This is a genomic window from Burkholderia sp. Bp8992, from assembly GCF_003853705.1.
Taxonomy (GTDB): domain Bacteria; phylum Pseudomonadota; class Gammaproteobacteria; order Burkholderiales; family Burkholderiaceae; genus Burkholderia.
Map to the genome: position 1 here is coordinate 22,924 of NZ_QTQI01000023.1, position 26,319 is coordinate 49,242.

Annotated in this window: 27 protein-coding genes; 16 read left to right on the forward strand and 11 right to left on the reverse strand. The window is 66.4% G+C overall.

Going from position 1 to position 26,319, the window contains the following annotated elements:
• Nucleotides 1-33: 33 nt before the first annotated feature.
• On the reverse strand, nucleotides 34-1,134 hold the full coding sequence (locus DIE03_RS28075) for an ABC transporter substrate-binding protein (protein ID WP_124455511.1): 1,101 nt from the start codon (nucleotides 1,132-1,134) through the stop codon (nucleotides 34-36).
• A 318-nt stretch (nucleotides 1,135-1,452) separates the two neighbouring features.
• Here DIE03_RS28075 and DIE03_RS28080 point away from each other — a divergent pair, with 318 nt between their 5' ends.
• The 12 genes from DIE03_RS28080 (at nucleotide 1,453) to DIE03_RS28135 (ending at nucleotide 12,947) form a co-directional block, all read left to right on the forward strand.
• The gene (locus tag DIE03_RS28080) at nucleotides 1,453-1,803 is read left to right on the forward strand and encodes a RidA family protein (RefSeq protein ID WP_185658242.1); all 351 of its coding nucleotides are present in this window, start codon (nucleotides 1,453-1,455) and stop codon (nucleotides 1,801-1,803) included.
• 17 nt (nucleotides 1,804-1,820) lie between these two features.
• Nucleotides 1,821-3,065: a D-amino acid dehydrogenase gene (locus DIE03_RS28085; protein ID WP_124455512.1), complete on the forward strand. Its 1,245-nt coding sequence runs from the start codon at nucleotides 1,821-1,823 to the stop codon at nucleotides 3,063-3,065.
• Nucleotides 3,062-3,877: an aspartate/glutamate racemase family protein gene (locus tag DIE03_RS28090; RefSeq protein WP_124455513.1), complete on the forward strand. Its 816-nt coding sequence runs from the start codon at nucleotides 3,062-3,064 to the stop codon at nucleotides 3,875-3,877. Before DIE03_RS28085 ends, DIE03_RS28090 begins: the two co-directional genes overlap by 4 nt.
• 90 nt (nucleotides 3,878-3,967) lie before the next feature.
• Nucleotides 3,968-4,669 carry a GntR family transcriptional regulator gene (locus DIE03_RS28095; protein WP_124455514.1) on the forward strand — a complete coding sequence of 234 codons (702 nt, stop codon included), beginning with the start codon at nucleotides 3,968-3,970 and terminating at the stop codon, nucleotides 4,667-4,669.
• Between the two features lie 155 nt (nucleotides 4,670-4,824).
• Nucleotides 4,825-5,709 (forward strand): glycosyltransferase family 2 protein, encoded by an 885-nt coding sequence (locus DIE03_RS28100; RefSeq protein WP_124455515.1) that lies wholly within the window; start codon nucleotides 4,825-4,827, stop codon nucleotides 5,707-5,709.
• Nucleotides 5,710-5,788: 79 nt separating this feature from the next.
• Entirely contained in the window at nucleotides 5,789-6,724 is a 936-nt protein-coding gene (locus tag DIE03_RS28105; RefSeq protein WP_124455516.1) for a dihydrodipicolinate synthase family protein, read from the forward strand.
• A 104-nt stretch (nucleotides 6,725-6,828) separates the two neighbouring features.
• A complete protein-coding gene (rhmD, locus tag DIE03_RS28110) occupies nucleotides 6,829-8,007 on the forward strand; it encodes an L-rhamnonate dehydratase (RefSeq protein WP_124455517.1) in 1,179 nt (392 codons plus the stop codon).
• A 76-nt stretch (nucleotides 8,008-8,083) separates the two neighbouring features.
• On the forward strand, nucleotides 8,084-8,872 hold the full coding sequence (locus DIE03_RS28115; RefSeq protein ID WP_124455607.1) for an SDR family NAD(P)-dependent oxidoreductase: 789 nt from the start codon (nucleotides 8,084-8,086) through the stop codon (nucleotides 8,870-8,872).
• Between the two features lie 17 nt (nucleotides 8,873-8,889).
• Nucleotides 8,890-9,204 (forward strand): L-rhamnose mutarotase, encoded by a 315-nt coding sequence (gene rhaM, locus DIE03_RS28120; RefSeq protein WP_124455518.1) that lies wholly within the window; start codon nucleotides 8,890-8,892, stop codon nucleotides 9,202-9,204.
• 107 nt (nucleotides 9,205-9,311) lie between these two features.
• On the forward strand, nucleotides 9,312-10,208 hold the full coding sequence (locus DIE03_RS28125) for an amidohydrolase (RefSeq protein ID WP_124455519.1): 897 nt from the start codon (nucleotides 9,312-9,314) through the stop codon (nucleotides 10,206-10,208).
• A gap of 160 nt (nucleotides 10,209-10,368) precedes the next feature.
• Nucleotides 10,369-11,559 (forward strand): M20 aminoacylase family protein, encoded by a 1,191-nt coding sequence (locus DIE03_RS28130; RefSeq protein WP_124455520.1) that lies wholly within the window; start codon nucleotides 10,369-10,371, stop codon nucleotides 11,557-11,559.
• 56 nt (nucleotides 11,560-11,615) lie between these two features.
• On the forward strand, nucleotides 11,616-12,947 hold the full coding sequence (locus tag DIE03_RS28135; RefSeq protein ID WP_124455521.1) for an MFS transporter: 1,332 nt from the start codon (nucleotides 11,616-11,618) through the stop codon (nucleotides 12,945-12,947).
• 34 nt (nucleotides 12,948-12,981) lie between these two features.
• Here DIE03_RS28135 and DIE03_RS28140 read toward each other — a convergent pair whose 3' ends face one another.
• Nucleotides 12,982-13,902 (reverse strand): LysR family transcriptional regulator, encoded by a 921-nt coding sequence (locus DIE03_RS28140; protein ID WP_124455608.1) that lies wholly within the window; start codon nucleotides 13,900-13,902, stop codon nucleotides 12,982-12,984.
• Nucleotides 13,903-14,039: 137 nt separating this feature from the next.
• Between DIE03_RS28140 and DIE03_RS28145 the strand changes: the two genes are divergently transcribed.
• Both DIE03_RS28145 and DIE03_RS28150 read left to right on the forward strand, forming a co-directional pair.
• Nucleotides 14,040-14,813: a transporter substrate-binding domain-containing protein gene (locus DIE03_RS28145; protein ID WP_124455522.1), complete on the forward strand. Its 774-nt coding sequence runs from the start codon at nucleotides 14,040-14,042 to the stop codon at nucleotides 14,811-14,813.
• A 59-nt stretch (nucleotides 14,814-14,872) separates the two neighbouring features.
• Nucleotides 14,873-15,988: a succinylglutamate desuccinylase/aspartoacylase family protein gene (locus DIE03_RS28150; protein ID WP_124455523.1), complete on the forward strand. Its 1,116-nt coding sequence runs from the start codon at nucleotides 14,873-14,875 to the stop codon at nucleotides 15,986-15,988.
• A 211-nt stretch (nucleotides 15,989-16,199) separates the two neighbouring features.
• On the opposite strand, the gene DIE03_RS28155 is transcribed toward DIE03_RS28150, so the two are convergent.
• Nucleotides 16,200-16,988, reverse strand: a complete 789-nt coding sequence (locus DIE03_RS28155; RefSeq protein ID WP_124455524.1) for an IclR family transcriptional regulator — start codon at nucleotides 16,986-16,988, stop codon at nucleotides 16,200-16,202.
• A 226-nt stretch (nucleotides 16,989-17,214) separates the two neighbouring features.
• On the opposite strand from DIE03_RS28155, the gene pcaF reads away from it, so the two are divergent.
• Nucleotides 17,215-18,417 (forward strand): 3-oxoadipyl-CoA thiolase, encoded by a 1,203-nt coding sequence (gene pcaF, locus DIE03_RS28160; RefSeq protein WP_124455525.1) that lies wholly within the window; start codon nucleotides 17,215-17,217, stop codon nucleotides 18,415-18,417.
• A 100-nt stretch (nucleotides 18,418-18,517) separates the two neighbouring features.
• Here the strand turns inward: pcaF and DIE03_RS28165 are convergent, their stop codons facing one another.
• From DIE03_RS28165 to DIE03_RS38415, 4 genes are all read right to left on the reverse strand, one after another.
• Entirely contained in the window at nucleotides 18,518-18,997 is a 480-nt protein-coding gene (locus DIE03_RS28165) for a DUF523 domain-containing protein (RefSeq protein WP_409364436.1), read from the reverse strand.
• Between the two features lie 122 nt (nucleotides 18,998-19,119).
• A complete protein-coding gene (locus DIE03_RS28170) occupies nucleotides 19,120-19,680 on the reverse strand; it encodes a GNAT family N-acetyltransferase (RefSeq protein WP_124455527.1) in 561 nt (186 codons plus the stop codon).
• Entirely contained in the window at nucleotides 19,677-20,534 is an 858-nt protein-coding gene (locus DIE03_RS28175) for a class I SAM-dependent methyltransferase (RefSeq protein WP_124455528.1), read from the reverse strand. The genes DIE03_RS28170 and DIE03_RS28175 overlap by 4 nt, the downstream gene beginning before the upstream one ends.
• Complete coding sequence (locus DIE03_RS38415; protein ID WP_185658233.1) at nucleotides 20,531-20,683, reverse strand: hypothetical protein; 153 nt, start codon at nucleotides 20,681-20,683, stop codon at nucleotides 20,531-20,533. The genes DIE03_RS28175 and DIE03_RS38415 overlap by 4 nt, the downstream gene beginning before the upstream one ends.
• A 163-nt stretch (nucleotides 20,684-20,846) precedes the next feature.
• Between DIE03_RS38415 and DIE03_RS28180 the strand changes: the two genes are divergently transcribed.
• Nucleotides 20,847-22,391 carry a PAS domain-containing methyl-accepting chemotaxis protein gene (locus tag DIE03_RS28180; protein ID WP_124455529.1) on the forward strand — a complete coding sequence of 515 codons (1,545 nt, stop codon included), beginning with the start codon at nucleotides 20,847-20,849 and terminating at the stop codon, nucleotides 22,389-22,391.
• Between the two features lie 68 nt (nucleotides 22,392-22,459).
• Here DIE03_RS28180 and DIE03_RS28185 read toward each other — a convergent pair whose 3' ends face one another.
• From DIE03_RS28185 to gabD, 4 genes are all read right to left on the reverse strand, one after another.
• Nucleotides 22,460-22,909 (reverse strand): hypothetical protein, encoded by a 450-nt coding sequence (locus tag DIE03_RS28185; RefSeq protein ID WP_124455530.1) that lies wholly within the window; start codon nucleotides 22,907-22,909, stop codon nucleotides 22,460-22,462.
• A complete protein-coding gene (locus DIE03_RS28190) occupies nucleotides 22,899-23,546 on the reverse strand; it encodes a M35 family metallo-endopeptidase (RefSeq protein ID WP_124455531.1) in 648 nt (215 codons plus the stop codon). Before DIE03_RS28190 ends, DIE03_RS28185 begins: the two co-directional genes overlap by 11 nt.
• 4 nt (nucleotides 23,547-23,550) lie before the next feature.
• Complete coding sequence (locus DIE03_RS28195; RefSeq protein ID WP_124455532.1) at nucleotides 23,551-24,081, reverse strand: PAAR domain-containing protein; 531 nt, start codon at nucleotides 24,079-24,081, stop codon at nucleotides 23,551-23,553.
• A 729-nt stretch (nucleotides 24,082-24,810) separates the two neighbouring features.
• Nucleotides 24,811-26,280 carry an NADP-dependent succinate-semialdehyde dehydrogenase gene (gene gabD, locus DIE03_RS28200; RefSeq protein WP_124455533.1) on the reverse strand — a complete coding sequence of 490 codons (1,470 nt, stop codon included), beginning with the start codon at nucleotides 26,278-26,280 and terminating at the stop codon, nucleotides 24,811-24,813.
• Nucleotides 26,281-26,319: the final 39 nt, after the last annotated feature.

Genomic DNA, 26,319 nt, shown 5'->3' on the forward strand with positions numbered 1-26,319 from the left:
GATGTCCTCGGGTTCATCCAGGCGAGCGGCCGCTCACTGCTGCGCGACGACCGATTGGCGGTAGACCACCTTCTCGTAGGGCTGTACTTCCCGCTGGCCGTCGGCATCGAACGCGATCGCGCCGGTCACGCCGGCATACGACTTGCCCAAGGCCGCGAGCGCCGTGCGAATCCTGGCCGGGTCGGTGGACTGCGCACGGCCGATCGCCGCGGCAGACAACAACGTCGCGTCGTACGCATAGCTGCCGAACGCCGATCGCGGCGCCTCGTTGTACGCGGCTTGATAAGCGCTCGCATACGCTTTCGCGCCCGCGCCGAGCGCGGCGACTTCGAGGCCGATCTGGCCTTGCGCGATCTGCGAAGGCGTGTCGCTCGTGCACATCGTCAGATAGATGCCGTACCACGGATGCTGGTTGAGCTGCATCTCGAATGCCTGCCGGTTCAGCGTCGCGGCCTCCTGGCCATACGCGCTGTAGACATACGCGTCGGGCTGCGCGCGCGACGCCTGCTCCAGTTCGCGGCGATAGGTCGACTGCCCTTCCGTGTAGAGCACCGTCGACACCACCGTGCCGCCGAGTGCCTCGAAACGCTTCTTGAATTCGCCGGCGATACCCTGGCCATAGCCGTTGTTCGGCGCAATCAGCGCGATGCGGCGCAGCTTGCGGGCGTACACGTCCTGGGCGGCGAAGCGCGCGGACAGGTCGTCCAGCCCGATCACGCTGAACGAGCCCGCGCCGATCTTGCGCACTTGCTGACTCGACGAGCCGATGTTGATGTGCACGTCGCCCTGGCGTACCAGGAACTGTCCGACGGGAATCGTCACCGACGACGAGAACTCGCCGAGCACGACCGGCACGTGCTCGACGGTCGCGAGCTTGCGCGCGGCGTCGAGTGCGGTATTGGCCGAGCCGCCCGAATCCTCGATCCGCACGGCGAGCTTCTGGCCCAGCACGCCGCCCTTCGCATTGATCTGCGCGACGGCAAGCTCGATGCCGCGGCGCTGGTCTTCGCCGATGGATGCACTCGCGCCGGTCAGCGGCAGCACCGCGCCCACGCTGACGTCGGCCTGCGCGGCGCCTGACGCAATCGCACCGAGCGCGATCCAGATACCGACACTCCACTGACTTGTCTTCATCTTCGTTCTCCCGTCGCATGGTCGTCCGCACGGATGGCGGCGTGGTTTGATATACAGAAGTGTCGACAGAATCACAGATCAAAAATCGTTTGAATATAAATTTTCGAACTGCTGTGAAGAATGGCGAAGGCCTCGGAGGTGATAGAAAAATTGCCCTGTTTTCATGCATTTATGCACGCGGATAAAGAGCGTGGATAGTCTTGGTGCACACTCGCGCCACGATGGAGCAATTGAGGGTATTTCTGAAAAAAGTGTATACAGAGGTGAATTGCGGTGCTTAAATTTGCCCAACTCGACACGACATCGGAGGGCGGTCAGATGGTGGAGATCAAGCGATACGGCGTGAGTGAACGGATGAGCCAGCTGGTGGTCGCGGGCGGGCTGGTATTCGTCTCCGGGCAGGTAGCGGACGACACGTCGCTCGACGTGGCGGGCCAGACCCGTCAGATCCTCGACAAGATCGACCGGCTGCTCGAAGACGCGGGGCTCGACAAGCGCCGGATCGTGTCCGCGAGCATCTGGCTGGCCGACTATCGCAGCTTCGCCGAGATGAACGGCGTATGGGACGCGTGGGTGCCTGAGGGCGACGCACCGGCACGGGCGTGCGTCGAATCGAAGCTCGCGTTTCCGCAGTACACGGTCGAGATCGCGGCGATCGCCGCGAGCTAGCGCGGGAGAACCGAACGATGAAGACGATCGTGCTCGGCGGCGGCATCGTCGGCGTGACCACTGCGTACTTTCTCGCGAAGGCGGGCGACGAGGTGACGGTGATCGAACGTCGCGACGGCGTCGCGCTCGAAACGAGCTTCGCGAACGCGGGCTTGATCGCCCCCGGGCATTCGTACACCTGGGCGTCGCCGCGCGCGCCGAAGATTCTCTTCAAGTCGCTGTTTGCCGACGGCCAGGCGCTGCGGCTCAAATGGACGCCCGACTGGCGAATGTGGGCATGGTGCGGGCTGTTCCTGCAGAACTGCACGGCCGAGCGCTCGCGACGCAACACGTCGATCAAGGTACGGCTGTGTCGTTATGCGCAGCAGCGGCTTCAGCAGGCGACGCGCGACGAACTGCTCGAGTACGACCGGACGAGCGGAGGGTTGTTGTACCTGTACCGCGATCCGGTGTCGTTCGAGCGCGGCGTCGCGAACATGCGGATCCTGACCGACAACGGTCTGCCGCTCGACATCCTGGACGCGCGGGCCACCATCGAACGCGAGCCGGCGCTACGCCATGCGGCGGGTGCGATCGCGGGCGCGATTCACTGCCCGACCGACGAGAGCGGCGACGCGCATCTCTTCACGCGCGCGCTCGCCGAGCGCTGCCGTGCGCTCGGCGTCGAATTTCGCTTCGACACGTCGATCGACGGCGTGCGCGCGAGCGCCGATGCGATCGACTACGTCGAGACGTCGCACGGCCGCGTGACCGGCGATCGATACGTGCTCGCGCTCGGCTCGTATTCGCCGGTCGTCGCGCGTTCGCTCGGTTACCGGTTGCCGATCTATCCGGTCAAGGGGTACTCGGTCACGCTGCCGATCGGCGACACGCACGAGCCGCCCGCGCTCGGCGGCGTCGAGGAAAACCAGCTCGTTGCATGGGCCCGCTTCGGCGACCGGCTGCGGCTGACCGCGACAGCCGAGTTCAGCGGCTACGACACCACGCATTCGCCGGCCGATTTCGCGCACATGCTGGCGACCGCGCAGGCACTGTTCCCGAACGGCGCCGACTACTCGACACCGTCGTACTGGGCCGGGCTGCGGCCGATGACGCCGGAGGGCACGCCGATCATCGGCGCATCCCGGCACCGCAACCTGTTCTTCAACACCGGCCACGGCCATATGGGCTGGACCATGTCGTGCGGCACCGCGAAGATCGTGGCGGATCTGATCCACGGCAAGCGGCCCGATATCGACATCACCGGAATGACACTGCAATGAGCGAACTACTCTCTTCCTCTCGGGCGTCCGAACCGGGCGTCGGAGCCGGCCCGGTGCACGACGCCTACGCCCGATTCGGTTTCTCGCTCGACGCCGGCATCGCACGGCGTGCGGCGATCGGCCTGGTCGTGCTGGCGACCGATCATACGATCGAATACGAGTGGCGGCGTCTGCTCGCGATCGATGGCGTCGCATTCTACGAAAGCCGGATCGCGAATTCGGCCGAGATCACGGCCGAGACGCTCGCGCGGATGGATGGCGGGATCTGCGCCGCGGTCGAATTGATCCGGCCGGGCGAGCGCCTCGACGTCGTGGCGTTCGGCTGCACGTCGGCGTCGACGGTGCTCGGCGAGGAGCGCGTATTCGAGCGCATCCGCGAGGCGCGGCCCGGCGTCGCGTGCACGACGCCGATTACCGCGGCGCGCGTCGCGCTCGCGGCGCTCGGCGCGCGCGGGGTCGCGCTGCTGACACCGTACGAGCGCGCGATCAACGATGCGATGGCCGCGTATTTGCGCGCGCGCGGCGTGGATATCGTGCGGGTAGGCTCGTTCGAGCACCGCGACGACAACGAGGTCGCGCGGATCGAGCGCGCGTCGATCGAGCACGCGGTGCTGACGCTCGCCGCCGATCCGGCCGTCGATGCCGTATTCGTGTCGTGCACGAGCCTTCGCATCGTCGATGCGCTGGCCGAAATCGAAGCGCGTGCGGGCAAGCCCGTGCTGTCGAGCAATCATGCGCTCGCGTGGCACGCGCTGCGGCTCGCCGGTATCGACGATCCCGTGCCGGGCTTCGGCAGCCTGCTGATGCGCTGATGCATGGCTCGTGCGGGTAAAAAGACGCGCGCTGGCAAATTGCCGATGGATAATGACGCGCGGTGACAACAGGTGGAACCAGGAGACGAGATGTCGACTTCCGTTATGGCTGGCCGGGAGACCGCGGCGCCGACGCGCACGGGCCTCACGGTCAACGAGATTTACGAGCAGCTGAAACAGATGGCTGTGCTGTACAAGATTCGACCGGGCGAGCGGTTCAACGAGCTGGAACTCGCCGAGCGCTTCAACGTGAGTCGCACGCCGATTCGCGAGGCACTGAACCGGCTCGTTGCCGAAAACCTGCTGGTGTTCGTGCCGAACCGCGGTTTCTTCATTCGGGAACTGGAGGGGAAGGATGTGTTCGATCTGTTCGAATTGCGTCGCTCGATCGAGACGACCGCGGTGACGCTGGCGTGCGAACGTGCGTCGGACAACGACATCAAGGCGCTGCGTCGCTTCTGGAAGCAGGTGATGAAGAATGCCGCGCGGATGTCGTCGTCCGAGCTGGTCGTCAAGGACGAGCAATTTCATCTGGAGCTCGCCGCGTTGTCGGGCAATGCCGAGATCGGCCGCGTGCTGCAGGGGATCAACGCCCGGATTCACTACGTGCGGTGGGTCGATGTCGATCAGCGACGCAACGAGGCGTTCACCGAGCATCTCGAGATTCTCGACGCGCTCGCCGAACGCGACGCGGCGCGTTGCGCGACACTGACCGACACGCATATCCGCTGGCGGATGGAGGAGATCACGCGCGTCGTCCAGGCGAGCGTCGTCAAGCTGTACGCAAAATAGAGAAAGACCGGCGGCAGCGCCTGCGACGGCCGCGTGCGGCACGCGAACGGGCGGGACCGGGCCGGTCGGCGAGACAAGCAGTCGTGCAAAGGAGGACGGGCCGCCCGGATCGACCGGCGCGGGGCATCGCTACTTGATCGTCACGAGGTGCCGTCATGACACACGGTACGTTGGTCACGCTGTATAAACCCTCCGCAGCGCAGATCGAGCATTTGCTGACCTTGCCTGCGAAAAGCCCCGCCGTCGTCGCGGTCGACAATTCGCCTGCCGCCGATCGTGCGCTGTACGCGCGTCTGGCGGCAGGCGGCGTCGACGTGATCGCGAATCACAATCGCGGCGGAATCGCCGGTGCGTTCAACGCCGGCGTCGAATTCCTGATCGGCCGCGGCTGCGACGTCTTCTTCATCTTCGACCAGGATTCGCACGTTCCGGACGACTATTTCGATCGGATGCTGGCCGGCTGCGCGCGGGTGGGCGACAGCCGCTTCCTGGTCGGCCCGCGGATCTTCAACCGCAATTTCCAGCGCGACCTGCCGTTGTTCACGGTGCGCCGCTGGTCCGCGCAGATCACGCCGATCCACGGCGGCGCGCATGGCCTGCTGTCGTGCTCGGTCATCATCTCGTCGGGCACCGCGATTTCGCTCGACGCGTATCGCGCCCTCGGCCGCTTCCGCGAGGATTTCTTCATCGATCACGTCGACGCCGAATACTGCATGCGCGCGCAGGCGCACGGCGTGCCGGTGCGCGTCAACGCCGACGTGTCGCTGCCTCACGAGCTCGGCAGCCCGTCTGCGCAGCAGCACTGGCCGCGCGTCGAGATATTCGATCAGAGCGCGCTGCGCCATTACTACGCGGCGCGCAATTGCATCCTGGTCGCCCGCGACTACTGGCGACGCTATCCGGCCATGCTGCTGATCAATCTCATCACGCTCAAGCACGTGGCGTTCGTGCTGCTGCATGCGCGCAACAAGCGCCTGAAGTTGAAGGCGATCTATTGCGGCGTGACGGACGGGCTGCGCGGCCGGTACGGCCGCGTGTGACGCACGCGGCAGCGCGCGTATCGGCGCATGACGAATGCGCCCCATGATTTGGACTTCTTATTATAAAGAGGAATTCGCGATGACCCAGACTACGCCGATTCACCGCCGCTATACGGGCGCGTTCTCCGTCGCGCCGACGATCTTCACCGAAGCGGGCGAGATCGACATGCCGGGCCAGAAGCGCTGTGTCGACTTCATCATCGAGGCGGGCGCGGACGGCCTTTGCATCCTGGCGAACTACTCGGAACAGTTTTCGCTGACCGACGACGAACGCGAGCGGCTCATCGCGGCGATCCTCGAGCACGTGGCGGGACGCGTGCCGGTGATCGTGACGACCACGCATTTCAATCCGGCGATCTGCGCGGCGCGCAGCCGTGCCGCGCAGGCGGCCGGTGCGGCGATGGTGATGGTGATGCCGCCGTACCACGGCGCGACGATTCGTTGTGGCGAGGCCGCGATCGAGCAGTTCTACGCGGCGCTTTCCGATGCGATCGCAATCCCGATCATGTACCAGGACGCGCCGATGAGCGGCACGCAGGTATCGGCCGCGTTCCTGGCCCGCATCGCGCACACGATTCCGAACCTGCGCTATTTCAAGATCGAAGTGCCGCAGTCGGCGTCGAAGCTGCGCGAGCTGATCGCGCTCGGCGGCGACGCGATCGAAGGGCCGTTCGACGGCGAGGAAGCGATCACGCTGCTCGCCGATCTCGACGCGGGCGCGACTGGCAGCATCCTCGGCGGCGGTTATCCGGACGGGCTGCGACCGATTCTCGCCGCCTATCTCGCCGGGCGGCGGGACGAGGCGGTTGCCCAGTACGAGCGATGGCTGCCGTTGATCAACTACGAGAACCGTCAGGCCGGCTTGCTCGCGGCGAAGGCGCTGATGAAGGAGGGCGGCGTGATCGCATCGGACGCGCCGCGCCGTCCGCTCGCGCCGCTGCATCCGGCGACGCGTGCGGGCCTGGTCGAAATTGCGCGACGGCTCGACGCGCTGGTGCTGCGCTGGGCACGCTGACGCGACGATCTCGCAGGACGAGGTGGCGATTTGCGCCGCAATCCGTGCGCACGACGCGTACGGGCGGCTTCCGGACTCGACGACCCAACCAAGGAACCCGAAGAATGAGCATGCCGACGATACGCGCGGTCCGCGCGCTGACGGTGCGTGGTGGCGGTGCCGACTACCACGACCAGGATGCCGGTCACTGGATCGACGACCACATCGCGACGCCGATGTCGCGCTATCCCGAATACCGGCAGAGCCGCCAGTCGTTCGGCATCAACGTGCTCGGCACGCTCGTGATCGAAGTCGAGGCCAGTGACGGGACGGTCGGTTTCGCCGTGACGACCGGCGGCGAGATCGGCGCGTTCATCGTCGAGCGGCATCTCGCCCGCTTCATCGAAGGGCAGCGCGTGACCGACATCGAAAAGATGTGGGACCAGATGTTCTACGCGACGCTGTACTACGGGCGCAAGGGTGTCGTGCTCAATGCGATTTCGGGCGTCGATCTCGCGCTGTGGGACCTGCTCGGCAAGGTGCGGCAAGAGCCCGTGCACCAGCTGCTCGGCGGCAAGGTGCGCGACGAGCTCGAGTTCTACGCGACCGGCGCACGGCCGGATCTTGCAAAGGAGATGGGCTTCATCGGCGGCAAGCTGCCGCTGCATCACGGCCCCGCCGAGGGGGACGCCGGCCTGCGCCGCAATCTCGATGCGCTCGCCGAGATGCGCTCGCGTGTCGGCGACGATTTCTGGCTGATGCTCGACTGCTGGATGAGCCTCGACGTGCCGTATGCGACGCGGCTCGCGCACGGGGCGCACGCGCTCGGCCTGAAATGGATCGAGGAATGCCTGCCGCCCGACGACTACTGGGGCTATGCGAAGCTGCGCCGCGATGTGCCGCGCGGCATGCTCGTCACGACCGGCGAGCACGAGGCGACCCGCTGGGGCTTCCGGATGCTGCTGGAGATGGAGTGCTGCGACATCATCCAGCCGGACGTGGGCTGGTGCGGCGGGCTCACGGAGCTGATGCGCATCTCGGCGCTCGCCGACGCGCGCGGCGTGCTGGTGATTCCGCACGGGTCGTCGGTCTACAGCTATCACTTCGTCACGACGCGGCACAACAGCCCGTTCGCCGAATTCCTGATGATGGCGCCGCAGGCGGATCGTGTCGTGCCGATGTTCGATCCGCTGCTGCTCGACGAACCGGTGCCCGTCGGCGGGCGCATGAAGGTGCCCGACACGCCCGGCTTCGGCGTGCGCCTGAATCCGGACGTGCGCATGCAGCGCCCGTATGAACACTGAGCGCGCGCAGGCGCGCGCCGGCGTCGCGACGCCGGCTGCTGCCGAAGGCGTGATCGTCAAAGTCGAAGGGGGCGCAATGACGAAGTTGCTCGAAGACAGGGTCGTCGTCGTGACGGGCGGATCGCGCGGGATCGGCCGCGCGATCGCGCTGGCGTGCGCGCGGCATGGTGCGGACGTCGTCGTCAACTACTGGACGAACCCGCTGCTGCCTGCGCAGGCCGATCACGCGATCGATGCGCTCGTCGACGCGATCCGCGCGACGGGGCGCCACGCGCTTGCCGTGCCGGGCGACGTCGCGCAGCCCGACACGGCAAGCGCACTGGTCGCGGCGGCGGTCGAGCGATTCGGCCGGATCGACGTGCTGGCGAGCAACGCCGGAATCTGCCCGTTCCACGGGTTCCTGGATTTGCCGCCCGATCTGCTGCAAAGGACGATGGAAGTGAACCTGCACGGTGCGTTCTACATGACCCAGGCCGCCGCACGACAAATGGCCGCGCAAGGGCGCGGCGGCGCGATCGTCGCGACCAGCTCGATCAGCGCGCTGGTCGGTGGCGGCATGCAGACGCACTATACGCCGACCAAGGCTGGCGTCCATGCGCTGATGCAATCGTGCGCGGTCGCACTCGCGCCGCATCGGATCCGCTGCAATTCGGTGCTGCCGGGCACGATCCGGACCGAGATCAACGACGACGATCTCGCGGCGCCCGGCAAGACCGAGTACTTCGAGCGCCGGATCCCGCTCGGCCGACTCGGCGAGCCGGACGACGTCGCCGACTGCGTCGTGTTTCTCGCATCCGACATGGCGCGCTACGTGAACGGCGCCGCGCTGCTCGTCGACGGCGGCATGTACGTGAACCTGCAGTGAAACAACGAGGCATGGCCATGGAAACGATCGCCTTCAGGATGCGCCTGCACCCCGGCAAGCGGGACGAATACCGACGCCGGCACGATGCGATCTGGCCGGAGCTGGCCGACGCGCTTCGTGCGGCGGGCATATCGGACTACCGGATTTTTCTCGACGACGACACCCATCACCTGTTCGCCGTGCTCAAGCGGCCGGCCGATCACCGGATCGCGCAACTCGCCGAAACGGACGTGATGCGTCGCTGGTGGGCGTACATGGCCGACCTGATGGAGACCGGGCCGGACGGGCGTCCGGTCGAGAAATTGCTGGAGCCGATGTTTCATCTGGAATGAGGGCCGGCGCCGGCGCATCGTGCCGGACGACGCTGGACGAATAACGCGCGGCGTGCGGCATGGTGCGCGCGGTGCGTCACCGATTCGCATGAACTGACGGAGCCGTCATGCAGATTGTCGATCCACACGTCCATTTCTGGGACGCGGACATGCTCAGCTACAGCTGGCTCGATCGCGCGCAGCCGGCGTTCTCCGGCGCGGTCGCGGATTTGCCCCGGCGGTACGGGCCCGCGGAGTTGCGCGCCGACGCCGGTGCGGATATCGACGTGTTGAAGGTCGTGCACGTCGAAGCGATCCACGATGCGTGGACGACACCGAGCGAAGTCGACTGGCTGCAGGCGCTTGCGGATGCGCCGGCGAGCGGCGGGATGCCGGACGGCATCGTGGCGGGCGTCGACCTGTTCGCGCCGGACGCGCGCATCCGGCTTGCCGGCGCGGCGGCACATCCGAACGTGCGCGGCATCCGGCAGGTATTGAACCGGCATCCGGACCCCTGGTACAACTACGTCGACGTGGACTATCTCGCCGAACCGCGCTGGCGCGAAAATTTCGGCATGCTAGACGAATTCCGGTTGTCGTTCGACCTGCAGCTGTACCCGGCCCAGATCGGTGCGGCGCTCACCGTGATCGATGCGCATCCGGACACGCCCGTGATCGTCAATCACACGGGCATGTTCGTCGATCGAGCCAGCGTGCACGGCTGGCGCGAATGGCGCGACGGACTGCGCGGGCTCGCGCGGCGTGCGAACGTGACGATGAAGCTCTCCGGGCTCGCGATGTTCGACCATCGCTGGACGGTCGAAAGCTTCCGTCCGTACGTGCTGGAGGCGATCGACGTGTTCGGCGCGACACGCTGCATGTTCGCGTCGAATTTCCCGGTCGACCGGCTCCACGCCGACTACCGGGCGCTCTGGCGCGCGTTTGCGGCGATCGTCGCCGGCGCCGGCGAGGACGAACGCGACGCGCTGTTCACCGGCACCGCGCTGCGGGTTTATCGGTTGTGAGCCGTGTCGCCAAGCCGACACCTCCGTACTAACCCTGATTAAAAATTCTTATCGCGGTGAAAAATTCAGCATCTTATTGAACCGATATCGGCTGGATATAGTGGCTCGCTTTCCCGCACGCCTCCCCGGCGTGCGCAGACGAACGGCAGGAGCCCCTTTGATGACCACCGATACCCGCTTCACTGAAGTCGAGGATCTGATGCCCGCCGCCGGCGGGCTGCGCGAGATCCGTCACCACATCCATCACCATCCCGAACTCGCGTACGAAGAGCACGACACGGCCGCGCTCGTCGCGGACAAGCTCGAGCAATGGGGCTGGCAGGTGACGCGCGGGGTCGGCAAGACGGGCGTCGTCGGCACGCTGCGCGTGGGCGACGGCGCGCGCAGCATCGGCATCCGCGCCGACATGGACGCACTGCCGATCGTCGAGGCGACCGGCCTGCCGTATGCGAGCGGTACGCACGGCAAGATGCACGCGTGCGGCCACGACGGCCACACGACGATGCTGCTCGGCGCCGCGCAGCATCTCGCGAAGACGCGCAACTTCTCCGGCACCGTGCACCTGTATTTCCAGCCGGCGGAAGAGCACGGCGTCGACAGCGGCGCGAAAAAGATGATCGACGACGGCCTGTTCGAACGCTTTCCGTGCGACGCGGTGTTCGGCATGCACAACCATCCGGGCGCGGCGCCCGGCGTGTTCCTCACGCGCCGCGGCCCGTTCATGTCTGCGGGCGACAAGGCGATCATCACGATCGAAGGCGTCGGCGGCCACGCGGCGCGGCCGCACCTGACGGTCGATCCGGTCGTCGTCGCCGCGAGCATCGTGATGGCCCTGCAGACGATCGTCGCGCGCAACGTCGACCCGTCGCAGCCGGCGGTCGTCACGGTCGGCTCGATGCACGCGGGCACCGCGAACAACGTGATTCCGAACGGCGCGCGCCTCGAACTCAGCGTCCGGTCGTTCAGCCCGGAAGTGCGCGCGCTGCTCAAGCGCCGTATCACCGAGCTGGCCGAGACGCAGGCCGCGAGCTACGGCGCGACCGCCAACGTCGAGTACATCGAAGGCTATCCGGTCGTCGTCAATACGGATGCCGAAACGGATTTCGCCGCGCAGGTCGCACGTGAACTCGTCGGCGATGCGCATGTGGTCGAGCAGACCGACCTGCTGATGGGCAGCGAGGATTTCGCGTTCATGCTGCAGCAGCGGCCGGGTTCGTTCGTGCGGCTCGGCAACGGCGAAGGCGAGGACGGCTGCATGGTGCACAACCCGAAATACGACTTCAACGATCGCAACCTGCCGATCGGCGCGGCATTCTGGACGCGCCTCGTCGAGCGCTACCTCGGTCGGTGATCGCAACGGCGGCGCGCGGCCGGCGCTTCCGGCCGCATTGAGTGGAGACGACAAATATGCAGAAAGACCATCTCGCGCTGCACCCCGCGTCGACGGGCGCCGCCGCAGCCGGCGCGCCTGCCGCGCCTGCCGTCACGCGGCGCGGCGCGATCGCCGCGGCCGTGATCGGCAACTGGCTGGAATTTTTCGATTTCACGGTGTACGGCTTCTTCGCGGTGCTGATCGGCAAGCTGTTCTTCCCGTCGAGCGACGCGACCACGTCGCTGCTGTTGTCGGTCGCGACGTTCGCGGCCGGCTTCTTCACGCGGCCGCTCGGCAGCGTCGTGCTCGGCGTCTATGCGGACCGCAAGGGACGCAAGGCCGCGCTGAACCTGACGATCATGCTGATGGCGCTCGGCACGGGCCTGATCGCGATCGCGCCGACCTATGCGCAGGTCGGCGTGGCCGCGCCGCTGCTCGTCGTGTTCGCGCGGCTGCTGCAGGGCTTCTCGCAGGGCGGCGAATTCGGCGCGGCGACGACGACGCTGCTCGAACAGGGCGGCACGTCGCGCCGCGCGTTCCGCGCGAGCTGGCAGCTGGCGACGCAGGGCGGCGCCGCGCTGATGGGCTCGGGTTTCGCGGCGCTGTTGTCGAACACGATGACGAAGGACGCGCTGGAAGGCTGGGGCTGGCGGCTGCCGTTCCTCGTCGGCGTGCTGATCGCGCCGGTCGGCATGTATCTGCGCCGCCGGCTGGCGGACGACGCGCCCGGCGACAGCCATCACGGGATCGAGCGCGGCGTGCTGCACGAGTTGTTCTCGAAGCACACGCGCACGGTGGTGCTGCTGATGCTCACGGTGATGGGCGGCACGGTGTCGACCTACATCCTGACGTTCTACATGCCGACTTACGCGATCCACACGCTCGGGCTGCCGATGAAGCTGTCGATGTTCGTCGGCGTCGCGTCGGGCTGCGTGATGCTGGTCACGTGCCCGCTGTTCGGCTGGCTGTCGGACAGGCTCGGCAGCCGGCGCCTGCCGATCTTCGTCGGCCGCGGCGTGCTGGTCCTGCTGCTGTTCCCGGCATTCTGGCTGATGAATCATCACCCGACGCTGTCGGTGATCCTGCCGCTGACCGCGCTGATGCTGCTGTTCTATTCGCTCGGCTCGGCGTCGGAAATGGCGCTGATGTGCGAGTCGCTGCCGCGTCACGTGCGGGCAACCGGCATCTCAATTGCTTATGCGCTCGCGGTGACGATCTTCGGCGGCACCGCGCAACTGATCGCGACCTGGCTCGTGAAGACGACCGGCAGCAAGCTCGCGCCAGCCGGCTACGTGGCCGCGTGCGTGGTGCTGTCGCTGATCGCGGTCGCGATGCTGCGCGAGACGGCGCAGGAATCGCTGGACTGACGCGCGACGCGGGCGGCGGCGCGCGCTCGTGCGCTTACCGCCCGCGCACCATCCTCAGGTACGACGCGAGCATCGTCGCGAGTTCCTGCGCGGCCGGCGTCAGTGGCACGGCCGCACGCTGCAGCAGGCAAATGTCCTGTGACTCCGCCTGCTCGCGCACGGGCACCTTCACGAGCGCGCCGGCGAACGGCCCATGCCGTGTGATGGCTTCGGTTTCGAGCGCGAGCGAATCGGTCTGCGTGACGATCTGCAGCGTCTCGAACATCCCTTCGACGGTGGCGAGAATCTTCGGCGGCGGCTGGCCATGCGCGTCGAAGTACGCGAGCAGCCGGTTGACGACCGGGTCGGCGCTGAGGTTCGGCGAGCGCGTGGACACCCACCCGTAACCGGCCAGCTCGGCGAGCGATTGCGCGTGCATCGCCGGATGCCCGTGGCGGCAGACGACCACCGGCGCCGACGCGCGCAGCGGGGTGACCGCGAGATCGGTCGTGTCGGTCTGCTTCGCGACCAGCGCGATCGCGAAATCCACCGCGCTTTCGCGCAGCCAGCCGATCATCATCCGCGACGTGCCGGTGCGCAGGTGCACGTCGACCTTGTCGAAGCGCGCGCGGAACGCGCTCAGCACGGGCGCGAACGCGTCGATCAGCGGCTCGGCCACGAGGCCGAGCGTGACGGTGCCTTCGTACGCGCCGCTCAACTGACGGATCTCCCGCTCGACCTGCTCGCATTCGCCGAGGATCGAGCCGGAGCGCGCGAGCAGCCGCTGGCCGACGGCCGTCGGCACGATCCCGCGATTGGTGCGCGTGAACAGCGTCGCGCCAAGCGTCGCCTCGAGGCTCTGCAACTGCTGCGTGACACCGCTTTGCGCGAGATCGAGCGCGCGTGCGGCGGCGCGCAGGCTGCCGTGCTCGACGACGGCCTGGAAGATGCGGAGCTGGGACAGCGTGAACGCCATGGGCGAGCGGCGAGGCCGGTGATCGGAAATACCGATCATGATAAGGCAGTCGATGGTTCCGGCGGCGGCCCGTGACGCCTAGGATCGCAGGCAGTCCGGCTCATGCCGCTTGCGTCTCTTCCCGCCCTCCGTCGACCATGAAACGTTTCCTCGTCCCGCTCGTTTCCCTGTGCCTTGGCCTGGCTGCCTCATCCGCGTCCGCGCTCGACACGCACGTCGTGCGGCTCGGCATCGACCCGACCTATCCGCCGATGGATGCGAAGGCGCCCGACGGCAGCCTGAAGGGCTTCGACGTCGACCTCGGCAACGAGATCTGCCGCCGCGCGCAGTTGCGCTGCCAGTGGGTCGAGCTCGAGTTCTCCGGGATGATCCCGGCGCTGCAGGCGCGCAAGATCGACGCGATCCTGTCGTCGATGGCGATCACGGAGAAGCGCGAGAAGCAGATCCTGTTCTCGTCGAAACTGTTCCGCTTCAAGTCGCGGCTCGTCGCGCGGCCCGACCTCGGGCTCGGCGGCACGACGGCGTCGCTGGCCGGCAAGCGCGTCGGTGTGCAGTCGGGCACGCAGTTCGAATCGTGGGCGCTCGCGCACTGGGCGACGGCCGGCGTGAGCGTCGTGCCGTACAAGAGCCAGGACGACGTGTTCGCCGATCTCGTCAACGGCCGCCTCGACGCGGCGCTGCTCGGCACGGTGGAAGCCGACTACGGGTTCCTGCGCCAGCCGCGCGGCAAGGGCTTCGCGTTCGTCGGCGCACCGCTCGACATGGGCGATCGCGGTGTCGGCATCGGCATGCGGCAATCCGATACGGCGCTGAAGGCGTCGATCGACGGCGCGATCGCATCGATGCTGAAGGACGGCACGTACGACCGGATCGCGAAGAAGTATTTCGACTTCAACCCGTATGGCGACTGAGCGCCGCGCCACCTCGCCGTTTCACCCGCTTCCCTGATTTCATCCGTTCGAGGCCATCGATGCAGATTCGTACCACGCCGCTCCTGTCGCCGTCGATCGGCACGCAGCGCACGCTGACGAGCTTTCATTTCGGGCCGGCCGATACCGGCCGCAAGATCTACCTGCAGGCCGCGCTGCACGCGGACGAGACGCCCGCGATGCTCGCGGCGTTCGTGCTGAAGCAGCGCCTCGCGCAGCTCGACGCCGAAGGTCGGCTCGCGGCCGAGATCGTGCTCGTGCCGGTGTCGAACCCGGTCGGCCTCAATCATCATCTGCTCGGGCAGTTCATCGGCCGCTTCGACCTGGCGAGCGGCCGCAACTTCAATCGCGGCTTCCTGCCGCTCGCGGAGATCGCCGCGCGGGCGCGCGACCGGCTCGGCGCCGACGGCGAACGCAATCGCGCGATCGTGCGCGAATGCGTCGGTGCGACGCTCGACGCCATCGAGCCGCGCACCGAATTCGACGCGCTGCAGCTTGCGCTGCTGAAGCTGTCGCATGACGCGGAGGTCGTGATCGACCTGCATTGCTCGCTCGAAGCGGTGATGCACGTGTACACGAGCGACACGGCGTGGCCCGAGATCGAACCGCTCGCGCGCTATCTCGGTGCGGAGGTGTCGCTGCTCGCGGAGGATTCGGGCGGGCATGCGTTCGACGATGCCTATCACCTGCTGTGGGCGCAGTTGCGGCAGCATTTGCCGGAGGGCACGCCGATGGCGGCCGGCACCGTGGCCGTGACGGTCGAGTGCCGCGGCCAGCGCGACGTGACGTATGAATATGCCGAACGCGATGCCGACGCGCTCGTCGACTACCTCGTCTGGCGCGGCGCGGTGCAGGGCGAACGCACGCCGCTGCCGCCGCTGGCCGCACCGGCCACGCCGCTCGCGGGCAGCGAGCAGTTCTATGCGCCGGTGAGCGGCATCCTCGTGCACCGCGCGGCGATCGGCGCGACGATCCGTGCGGGCGACCCGCTGTTCGACATCGTCGATCCGCTGACGGATGCGATCACGACGATCTCGAGCGCGACCGACGGCGTGTTCTACATGCGCCGCGCCATCCGCTTCGTGACGGCCGGCGCGCCGCTCGGCCGCGTGACGGGCACGGTGCCGGTGCGCACGGGGATGCTGCTCGGCGCGTGAGCGGCGCGGTGTCCTATGAGCCGGGCGCAATTTCGTTCTCGTCAGATTGACCGGCTTTCCGCGTGTCACTAAATTGTGCGGCGCGGAGTGTGCTCCGTGTTCCGTGAGACGAACGTTGCAATGAAGTCAGAGTTTGAGCGGGCGGCCCAGGCTGCCCGCTTTTTTTTATTGGCGAATCGTCGTGCGGCCGGTACGACAATCGGCAGGGCACTCAACCGCGCCGCGCCACCAGTTCCGACACCGTCTGCGCGGCCTGCTGCAACGGCCCGAGAAACTCCTTCACCATCTGCTTCGCGGTATGCCGCTGCGCATTGCCGCTGATGTTCATCGCCGCGATGATCTGCCCGCGCCGGTTGCGGATCGGCGCGGACAGCGACATCAGGCCCACCTCGAGTTCCTGGTCGACCACGGCCCAGCCCTGCTGGCGTACTTGCGCGATCGTCGCCTTCAGCTCGCCGAGATCCGTGATCGTGCGCTGTGTATGCGCGCGGATGGCGCTTTGCGCGAGCGTTTCGTCGAGTGCCGCGTCGTCGAGCGCGGACAGCAGCACGCGGCCCATCGACGTGCAGTACGCGGGCAGCCGGCTGCCGATCGACAGGTTGATCGTCATGATCTTGCGGGTCGGCACGCGCAGCACGTACACGATCTCGGTGCGGTCGAGCACCGCGGCCGAGCAGCTTTCGTGGATCTGCGCGGACAACTGCTCCATCACCGGATCGGCGAGATTCCAGAACGGCATCGACGTCAGGTACGCGAAGCCGAGCTCGAGGATCTTCGGCGTGAGCCGGAACAGCCGGCCGTCTGCCTCGACGTAGCCGAGCGTCTGCAGGGTGAGCAGGATCCGGCGCGCGCCCGCGCGCGTGAGCCCGGTGGCCGACGCGACTTCGGTGAGCGTCTGCTCGGGGCGTGCCGCGTCGAATGCGCGGATCACCGCGAGGCCGCGCGCGAACGACTGCACATAGGAGTCGCCGGGTTTAGTCTGAGTGTCTTCGGTTGTCATGAGCGCCTGGAATATCGTGCAGCCGAGAAGATAGCGCATGGGGCCTGACACGCCAACCGCGCGGCGGACCGCGTGCTTGACAGGTCGTCCCTGCACTCCCTATGATGCGTTGAACGTTCGATACACGATCTTATGTTCGTATATAGAACATTTAAGCGCATCCCGGCGGGCAATGCAAGGGGCGCGCCCTGTTCATTTCCCAGCCTTCATGGGACCGGAGACACTGATGACCGAAGCTTTTCTGTGTGATGCGATCCGTACGCCGATCGGGCGTTACGGCGGTGCGCTGTCCGGCGTGCGCGCCGACGACCTGGGCGCGGTGCCGCTCAAGGCGCTCGTCGAGCGCAACCGCGACGTCGACTGGACGGCGATCGACGACGTGATCTACGGCTGCGCGAACCAGGCCGGCGAGGACAACCGCAACGTTGCGCGCATGTCGGCGCTGCTCGCGGGCCTGCCGCAGGGCGTGCCGGGTTCGACGATCAACCGCCTGTGCGGTTCCGGGATGGACGCGGTCGGCGTGGCCGCACGCGCGATCAAGTCGGGCGAAGCCGCGCTGATGGTCGCGGGCGGCGTCGAGAGCATGACGCGCGCGCCGTTCGTGATGGGCAAGGCCGCCAGCGCGTTCGCGCGCCAGGCCGACATCTACGACACGACGATCGGCTGGCGCTTCGTCAATCCGCTGATGAAACAGCTGCACGGTGTCGATTCGATGCCGGAAACCGCCGAGAACGTCGCGGTCGATTACAACATCAGCCGCGCGGACCAGGACCTGTTCGCGCTGCGCAGCCAGCAGAAGGCCGCGCGTGCGCAGCAGGACGGCACGCTCGCCGAGGAAATCGTGTCGGTCACGATTGCCCAGAAGAAGGGCGATCCGGTGGTCGTGTCGCGCGACGAGCATCCGCGTGAAACCTCGCTCGAGACGCTCGCGAAGCTGAAGGGCGTCGTGCGCCCGGACGGCTCGGTGACGGCCGGCAACGCGTCGGGCGTCAACGACGGCGCCGCCGCGCTGCTGCTTGCGAACGAAGCAACCGCGAAGCGCTTCGGCCTGACGCCGCGTGCACGCGTGCTCGGCATCGCAACGGCCGGCGTCGCGCCGCGCGTGATGGGCATCGGCCCCGCACCGGCCACGCAGAAGCTGCTCGCGCGGCTCGGGATGACGATCGACCAGTTCGACGTGATCGAGTTGAACGAGGCGTTCGCGTCGCAGGGCCTCGCGGTGCTGCGCATGCTGGGCGTCGCCGACGACGATCCCCGCGTGAACCCGAACGGCGGCGCGATCGCGCTGGGCCATCCGCTCGGCGCTTCGGGTGCGCGCCTCGTGACGACCGCGATGTACCAGCTGCATCGCACGAACGGCCGCTTCGCGCTGTGCACGATGTGCATCGGCGTCGGCCAGGGCATCGCGATCGCGATCGAACGCGTCTGATCGATGTGACGTGGTGAAGCGGCCGGATACGCGCCGCTTCGCTGCAGCGCTGTTTCCGTGATGACGGGCGGTACGAGGATTCTCGTGCCGCCCGTCGTCGTTAACCGCGCTGCGACAGTTGCCTGAGGCGCGCGTCGAGCGCATCGATCTCGGTGTCCGCGAACACCTCGATGCCGTGCTCGCGCAGCAACGCCGCGGTGACGCCGGCACCCGCATGCCGCCGGTTCTTGAAACTCCCGTCGTAAATGAACGTGCTGCCGCACGACGGACTGCCGTCGGCGAGGATCGCGAAGCGGCAATCGTGCGCCTGCGCGACAGCCAGCGCGGTGTGCGCGCCGGCAACGAACGGTGCCGTCACGTCGGTGCCGTTCACGTCCACGATGCGGGCCTTGCCCGACAGGACCTGCTCTCCCGATTCGCCGCCGGCGATTTCGGCAGGCGGGCGCGGCACGCTGAAGCCGCCCGCCAGTTCCGGGCAGACGGGCACGAGACGCCCCTCACGCTGCCACCGTTCGAGCGCGGCGTGCGCGGCCGTTTTCGCCGAGCCGTTGTAACGGACCGGATGGCCGACCACGCACATGCTGACGAGAATCTTCGGCGTGGCTTGCGGCTGCGGGTCGTTCTTCAATGTCGTGCTCCGTGATGGCTGACGGCGGTGGCGGCAGCGCGGGAAATTCTACGCTTCATCCGCGCGCCGGACCGTCAGGCCGCCGGCCCTTCCAGATGAATATCCTCGGGCTCGAGCGCGTAAAGCTCGGGGTCGGGCGAAGTGCTGATCGTGAAGCCGAGCCGCAGGTAGAAGTCGATCGTGCGCTGCGACGGCGTGGCCGACACGTACAGGCGCTCGGCACCCATCGCGCGTGCCTGCACGCGGGCCGCGCGATAGAGCTGCTCGCCGAGCCCGCAGCCGCGCCAGTCGTGGCTCACGTGCAGGAACTTCAACTGCAGCATGTCGCGTTGCGGGCCGAGCGGCCGGCTGTCGACGACGACCGCCGCGACGAGCCTCGCGCCGTCGAACCTGCCGAGGAACCAGCCGCCGCGATCGTGGCAGTCGAGCAGGATCGGCGTGTAGTGATCGGCTTCGCCGTCGGGCCAGCCGGCAACGTCGTAGAACTCGGGCACGAGGTGCAGCGTACCGTCGCGCAGCACGTACAGGTGCTCGATGATCTCGCGCCGGTCGATGGTCCACACGAGCGGCACGTCGTCGCGCGCAAGGAGGCGGGTGGACAGCGCGTCGCGCTCGGCGGCGGTGCGGCGCATCACGCGGCCACCCGGTGCGCGGCGATCCCGTACATCAGCGGCAGGCGCGGCATGCCGTCGGGCGGCACCATCCGGCGGCCTTCGAGCTCGCGCATGCCGTCGAAGCCCTTCCAGCCGTTTGAGTACGGATATTCGTTCAGGCGGTCGATCGCGAGCCCGGCCGACACGAGCGCATTCACTACGTCGCCGATGCCCCACATGAATTCGTAGCTCGGATGCGGATTCGCGAAATCGACGACACCCGGGTGGTCGTGCTGCGCGCCGAGCCCCGTGCCGGACGCCGCGACGTAATCGCTGACGCCCGCGGGCTCCTCGGTCGCGTCGCCCTTGAAGTAGTCGTAGCGCGGCTGCCAGTGTTCGTCGAAATACAGCGCGAAGGGATGGAACTCCACCATCGCGAAGCGGCCGCCCGGCGCGAGCAGCGCGGCGATCCCGCGCGCCCATGCGTTCAGGTCCGACAGCCAGCAGATCGCGCCGTACGACGTGAACACGCGATCGAAGCGCTCGCCGCGTGCGGCGGCCTCGGGCATCCAGTCGAGCACGTCGGCGCGCTCGAAGCGCGCGGGCAGGCCCGCGTCGGCCGACAGTTGCCGCGCGAAGCCGATCGCTTCGTCGGAGATGTCGACGCCGGTTGCGTGCGCGCCGTCGCGCACGAGGCTCAGCGTGTCCTGTCCCGCGTTGCATTGCAGATGCAGGAGCCGCAGGCCCGCGAACTCACCGAGCAGTTCGCGTTCTTCCGGATACAGCGTCGAGCCGCCATTGCGGAAAAACGCGGCCTGATCGCCTTTATGGCTGTTATGCGCGACCGTCGCCGTATTCCAGGACAGCCGATTCAGTTCGTGCAATGCCTTTTTCATCGAATTTGAATTCCGGTGGAATGGAGCAGGATAGGCCAAATCGCTTCGCTGCGCGCAACGGTTGCCGGCATTGGCGCGCCGGGCGGCGCGTTGTGGCAGGCGGATGAACGCGCGCGGCGATTATCGCCGAAATACTTGATCGAAATCATGGTAATGGCCGGATCGCATATTTTGTGCGCGACAGGATTAAGGTTTTTCGCTGAATTGCCGACAGTAAGGACGAGAGTGTCGTAAAGCGATCAACCGTTTTTCGGCTACTGAGCGTGATTTTCAGCGCGGCGCGGACGACAGATCCGCCTTTCGGAGCCTTGCATGCGCAATAACCAGCCCGTTACCCAACAGGAATTCGATTTTCCCGACGACGTCACGCTGATGTCGACGACCGATGCCGACAGCACGATCACCTACGCGAACACGACATTTGCGCAGGTGAGCGGTTTCTCGAACGAGGAGCTCGTCGGCCAGCCGCACAATGCCGTGCGCCACCCCGACATGCCGCGCGAGGCGTTCGCCGACATGTGGGCGACGCTCAAGCGCGGCGAGCCGTGGACCGCGCTCGTGAAGAACCGCCGCAAGAACGGCGACCACTACTGGGTGCGTGCGAACGCGATTCCGGTGATGCGCAACGGCGAGCCGCAGGGCTACATGTCGGTGCGCACGAAGGCGCCGAGCGACGAGACCGCAGCCGCCGACGCGCTGTATCGCGCGTTTCGCGAAGGCAAGGCCGGCCAGCGCCGGTTCCACAAGGGGCTCGTGATTCGCACCGGGCTGCTGCGCATCGCGTCGCTGCCGCAGACGATGTCGGTGCGCGCACGCGTGCATTCGGCGCTGTGCGTGCTGGCGCCGGCGGTCGTCGGCACCGGGTGGGCAGGCGGGTTGTCCGGCGGCGGGCTCGCGGCGTTTGCCGGCGTGACGGTCGGCGTGGCGGCCGCGGCCGGCTGGTGGCTCGACGCGCAGATCGTGCGACCGTTGAAGCGGCTGCACGAGCAGGCGCTGAATGTCGCAACCGGTGAAAGCCGGCGCGGCGTGCGGATGAACCGCATCGACGAGATCGGCATGACGCTGCGCACGATCAACCAGCTCGGGCTGATGTTCCGCTGGCTCGTCGACGACGTCAGCGAGCAGGTGCACAACGTGCAACGCGCGAGCAACGAGATCGCGCAGGGCAACAGCGACCTGAGCGCGCGTACCGAGCAGGCCGCGTCGAGCGTGCAGGAAACCGCCGCCTCGATGGCCGAGATGACGGCAACGGTGTCGAGCAACGCGGAGACGGCGCTGCAGGCGAATCAGTTGTCGGTTTCCGCGAGCGATGCGGCCGAGCGTGGCGGGCAGGCGGTGAGCGAGGTCGTCGCGACGATGAACGACATCACCGACAGCTCGCGCAGGATCGCGGACATCATCGGCGTGATCGACGGCATCGCGTTCCAGACCAACATCCTCGCGCTGAACGCGGCGGTCGAGGCTGCGCGTGCGGGCGAGCAGGGGCGCGGTTTCGCGGTGGTCGCCGGCGAGGTGCGCGCGCTCGCGCAGCGCAGTGCGAACGCGGCGAAGGAGATCAAGACGCTGATCGGCGCGAGCGTCGAGCGTGTCGAGTCGGGCGCGCGGATCGTCGACGGCGCGGGCAAGACGATGGAGGACATCGTCACGCAGGTGAAGCGCGTGTCCGATCTGATCGCGGAAATCAGCTCGTCGACGGCCGAGCAGAGCACGGGGGTCGCGCAGGTCGACCAGGCGGTTGTGCATCTCGACAACATCACGCAGCAGAACGCGGCGCTCGTCGAGCAGAGCACGGCGGCGTCGGAAAGCCTGAAGCAGCAGGCGACGCGGCTCGTGGATGCGGTGAACGTGTTTCGGTGATGAGCGGGGAGCTCGGCAGGAGGGCGTCGGCCCGCATTGCGCGGGCCGGCGTGGGATGTCCTGCTACGTCATTGCGCCTTGGGCATGGGATTCAGGTTCGGGCAACAGTGGTTAGGGCATCCCGGACTGACGTTCACCTCGACGCGTCGCCCGGATTGATCGAACTCGTCCGGCTTAAAAATTTTCCCCGCCAAGGCGCTTTTCTCGCCACGGATCGAATGCTGATCCAGGACCGCCATCACGTTTTCAGCTCGTTGCGTCGCAAGCTGTTGCCCGTCGCGTTCGATCTGTTCGGCCAGTCCAATCAGCCATACCGTATCAATGATCGGAAAGCGCTTGTGCATGTCGTTCGACCATGCCGACAGCCTCGACAGTTCGTTCGGAGAAATCGCGCTCGAATCGGCATCGAAAACAATATCGATGTAATGGGCGGGCATGTTCGACGCGCCGTCACAGGCGAACGCCGCATTTGCGCAGCTCAATACGAGCACGGTGGCGCTAACGAATTTAGTCGCCATCGACAACATACCCGGCGATGCTCTCAGCGTTGTGGATGGCCAAATCAGGATTTGACCGACCCCAAGGCGCCAGAAATGGCGTGATCGTATATTGATCGTCCGTCGAAGACATGGTGTCGTGGAAGTGAGTTGCTTCATGAATGATAGTAGATACGTGAGAATCAGCACTGTCGGTCCACGGGCGCATCGTGCAGAATCGCGCGCTGATGGCGATGGTATGTGTTGCCGTGTCCGGTGCGCATACGTGCGCGGCTTCGTCAGCCGTTCCGCGCGGATGAGGCGTGCAACCCGTCGCCAAATCGCCAGCGCTGCCGCTTCGAACGACATTGCTTTCGTTGAACGCTCGGACTACGCCAAGCACCTTCGTTAAGCCGGTGAGCAGGCGCATCCGCGTTCGTTCGTCGTTGCGGCCGAACCACTTGAACACACGATCTTTTTCGGACTGCGACCATTTTTGCAAAGCGGTGGTGCGCGCGTCTAGCTTCTCGACGGCTTTAGCTTGTGCCTTCGCGAACACGGCACGGAATTCCGAGTTGGTCATGTTTTCGCAGATTGGCCGCAAGTCGACATCCGCGAATGTTTGCGATCCAGCGATGGTGTTTGTCGTCGTCTCGGCGACGGTAGTTTGGTTTCCCATCGTTTCAGTCCTCGATTACAAGCTTCAAAGTTTGCGCTTGTTCGGTTCGCACACGCACGGTACAGCCGAACCGATCACTCACGCCGGATGCCAGCACGTTCCCTGATCTATCCGTGATCCAGTAGCGCACGTTGCTTAACGGCTGCTTCGTCTTCACGTCGCGGATCACGAATTGATCGTTGTGAATGTCCGATGCCGGTGCGCATCGTGGAGGTGTGAATGCTGAGTATTTGGAGAAAGGGTTCGCTGAACCAGGGCCCCCGCCAATGAAAAACGTGCAGTCATTGCCCGCGACTAACAGGTTTTGCCCGCATGGACACAGCACTGCATCGCCTTCGACGGCTACCGCACGGCCTCTGCCGACGACGGATACGGCGCTTCCTGCTATCGGAAACTTGCCTTCGCAATTTCCACATGTCGCTTTGTCGCCGTCCAAGGCAATGTGCTTGTTGTTCACGAATATGCTTGCAGTGCCTGCAATGACGATTCCGCCTGTCGTTGTTGGGTCGCCGTTTCTGATCGCTCGTCGGCTCATGGCTATGTCCTCAATCGAAGTTGGTAATGCTCCATTCGCGACTCGGGGCCATGGATCGAATATGCGGTCATCGGCCCGAGAGCGTTCTCGATCCGCCGGATCGATGCGCGAAGAAAGCTAGAGCCGGCGGTGTGTTTTTCTTCCATGGACTCGGATATCTTGTGTATGGACGAGCCATGAACAGTGGCCGGCACGATTTTCTCTGTCTATAGAACGAGTACGATTTTTAGTTCGAAGTACGCCGTAAGTTGATGCTATGAAGCGATTGGCGAGGCTGTGGCGAAGGGAGATCGAGCAGGGCGCGGCGGCGTTGGTTATGCCTTGGGGCAGCAGGCGACGCGGCTCGTGGATACGGTGAGCGTGTTTCGGTGAGTACGAAAAGAGATGACGCGAACGCGGCGGAGATGCGATCGTCGGTTACGCCATTCTGACCTTGGATACGGCGGATCGTCGGGTAAGGTATTTATGCGTGAGCAAAGCTGATCGAGGCGGAGCGCTCAATCTCGCGACTCGCAGCGAAACGGGAAAGGAGATTTGAACGAAGTTCGTGCGCGATATGGGGTATCGACGGATACAGCGCGGAAGTTGCGTGTGCAGAGCGGGGGCACCGTGCGTACCAAGGTGACGCGGGCATGGCGGAGAGGGATACCGGCCCGCGTCGGACCGCCCGGTTCCGGCCGGGCGGTCTCAAGGGCCCGTCGCCGCAGCGGCAGGCTCTTGATCGTTGCTTCAGACGGCCAGACAGAGATACTTGATCACGACGTAGTCGTCGATGCCGTAGTGCGAGCCTTCGCGGCCGAGGCCCGACTGCTTGACGCCGCCGAACGGCGCGACTTCGTTCGAGATCAGGCCCGTGTTCACGCCGACCATCCCGTATTCGAGCGCTTCCGCCACCTTCCACACGCGGCCGATGTCGCGGCTGTAGAAGTAGGCGGCGAGACCGAACTCGGTGTCGTTCGCGAGGCCGATCACTTCTTCGTCGCTGCTGAACTTGAACAGCGGCGCGAGCGGCCCGAACGTCTCTTCCTTCGCGACCTTCATCGCCGGCGTGACGCCCGTCAGCACGGTCGGCTCGAAGAAGCCGTGGCCGAGCGCGTGGCGCTTGCCGCCCGTCACGACGGTCGCGCCCTTCGCGAGCGCGTCCTCGATGTGCGCCTCGACCTTCAGCACGGCCGCCTCGTTGATCAGCGGACCTTGCGTCACGCCCGGCTCGGTGCCGCGGCCGACCTTCAGCTGGCCGACGGCTGCCGCGAGCTTCTGCGCGAACTGGTCGTACACGGCTTCATGCACGTAGAAGCGGTTCGTGCACACGCACGTCTGGCCGCTGTTGCGGTACTTCGACGCAATCGCGCCCTGCACGGCCGCATCGAGGTCGGCGTCGTCGAACACGATGAACGGCGCGTTGCCGCCGAGCTCCAGCGACACCTTCTTGACCGTCGCCGCGCATTGCGCCATCAGCAGGCGGCCGACCGGCGTCGAGCCGGTGAACGACAGCTTGCGCACGATCGGGTTCGACGTCAGCTCGCCGCCGATCGCCTTCGGGTCGCCCGTGACGACGCTGAACACGCCGGCCGGCACGCCCGCGCGCTCGGCGAGCACGGCCATCGCGAGCGCGGAGAACGGCGTGGCCTCGGCCGGCTTCACGACGATCGGGCAGCCTGCGGCGAGCGCCGGGCCGACCTTGCGCGTGATCATCGCCGCCGGGAAGTTCCACGGCGTGATCGCCGCGCACACGCCGATCGCTTCCTTCGTCACGACGATGCGCTTGTCGCTCGCCGGTGTCGGGATCGTGTCGCCGTACACGCGCTTGCCTTCTTCCGCGAACCACTCGAGGAACGACGCCGCATAGCCGATCTCGCCCTTCGCCTCGGCCAGCGACTTGCCTTGCTCGGTGGTCAGGATCAGCGCGAGGTCGTCGGCGTTTTCCATCATCAGGTCGTGCCACTTGCGCAGGATGACCGCACGTTCCTTCGCGGTCTTCTTGCGCCACGCCGGCCAGGCGGCGTTCGCGGCGTCGATCGCGTGACGCGTCTCGGCCGTGCCCATCGCCGGCACGGTGCCGAGCAGGCCGCCCGTCGCCGGGTTGCGGACTTCGAACGTCTCGCCGTTCGTTGCGCCTTGCCATTCGCCGTTGACGTACGCCTGCTGGCGGAACAGCGACGGATCTTTCAGTGCCAGGGTTTCCTGAACGGTGCTCATATGAATCGCCTGCTTTGAAAAGGACGGATAAGGGCGGAA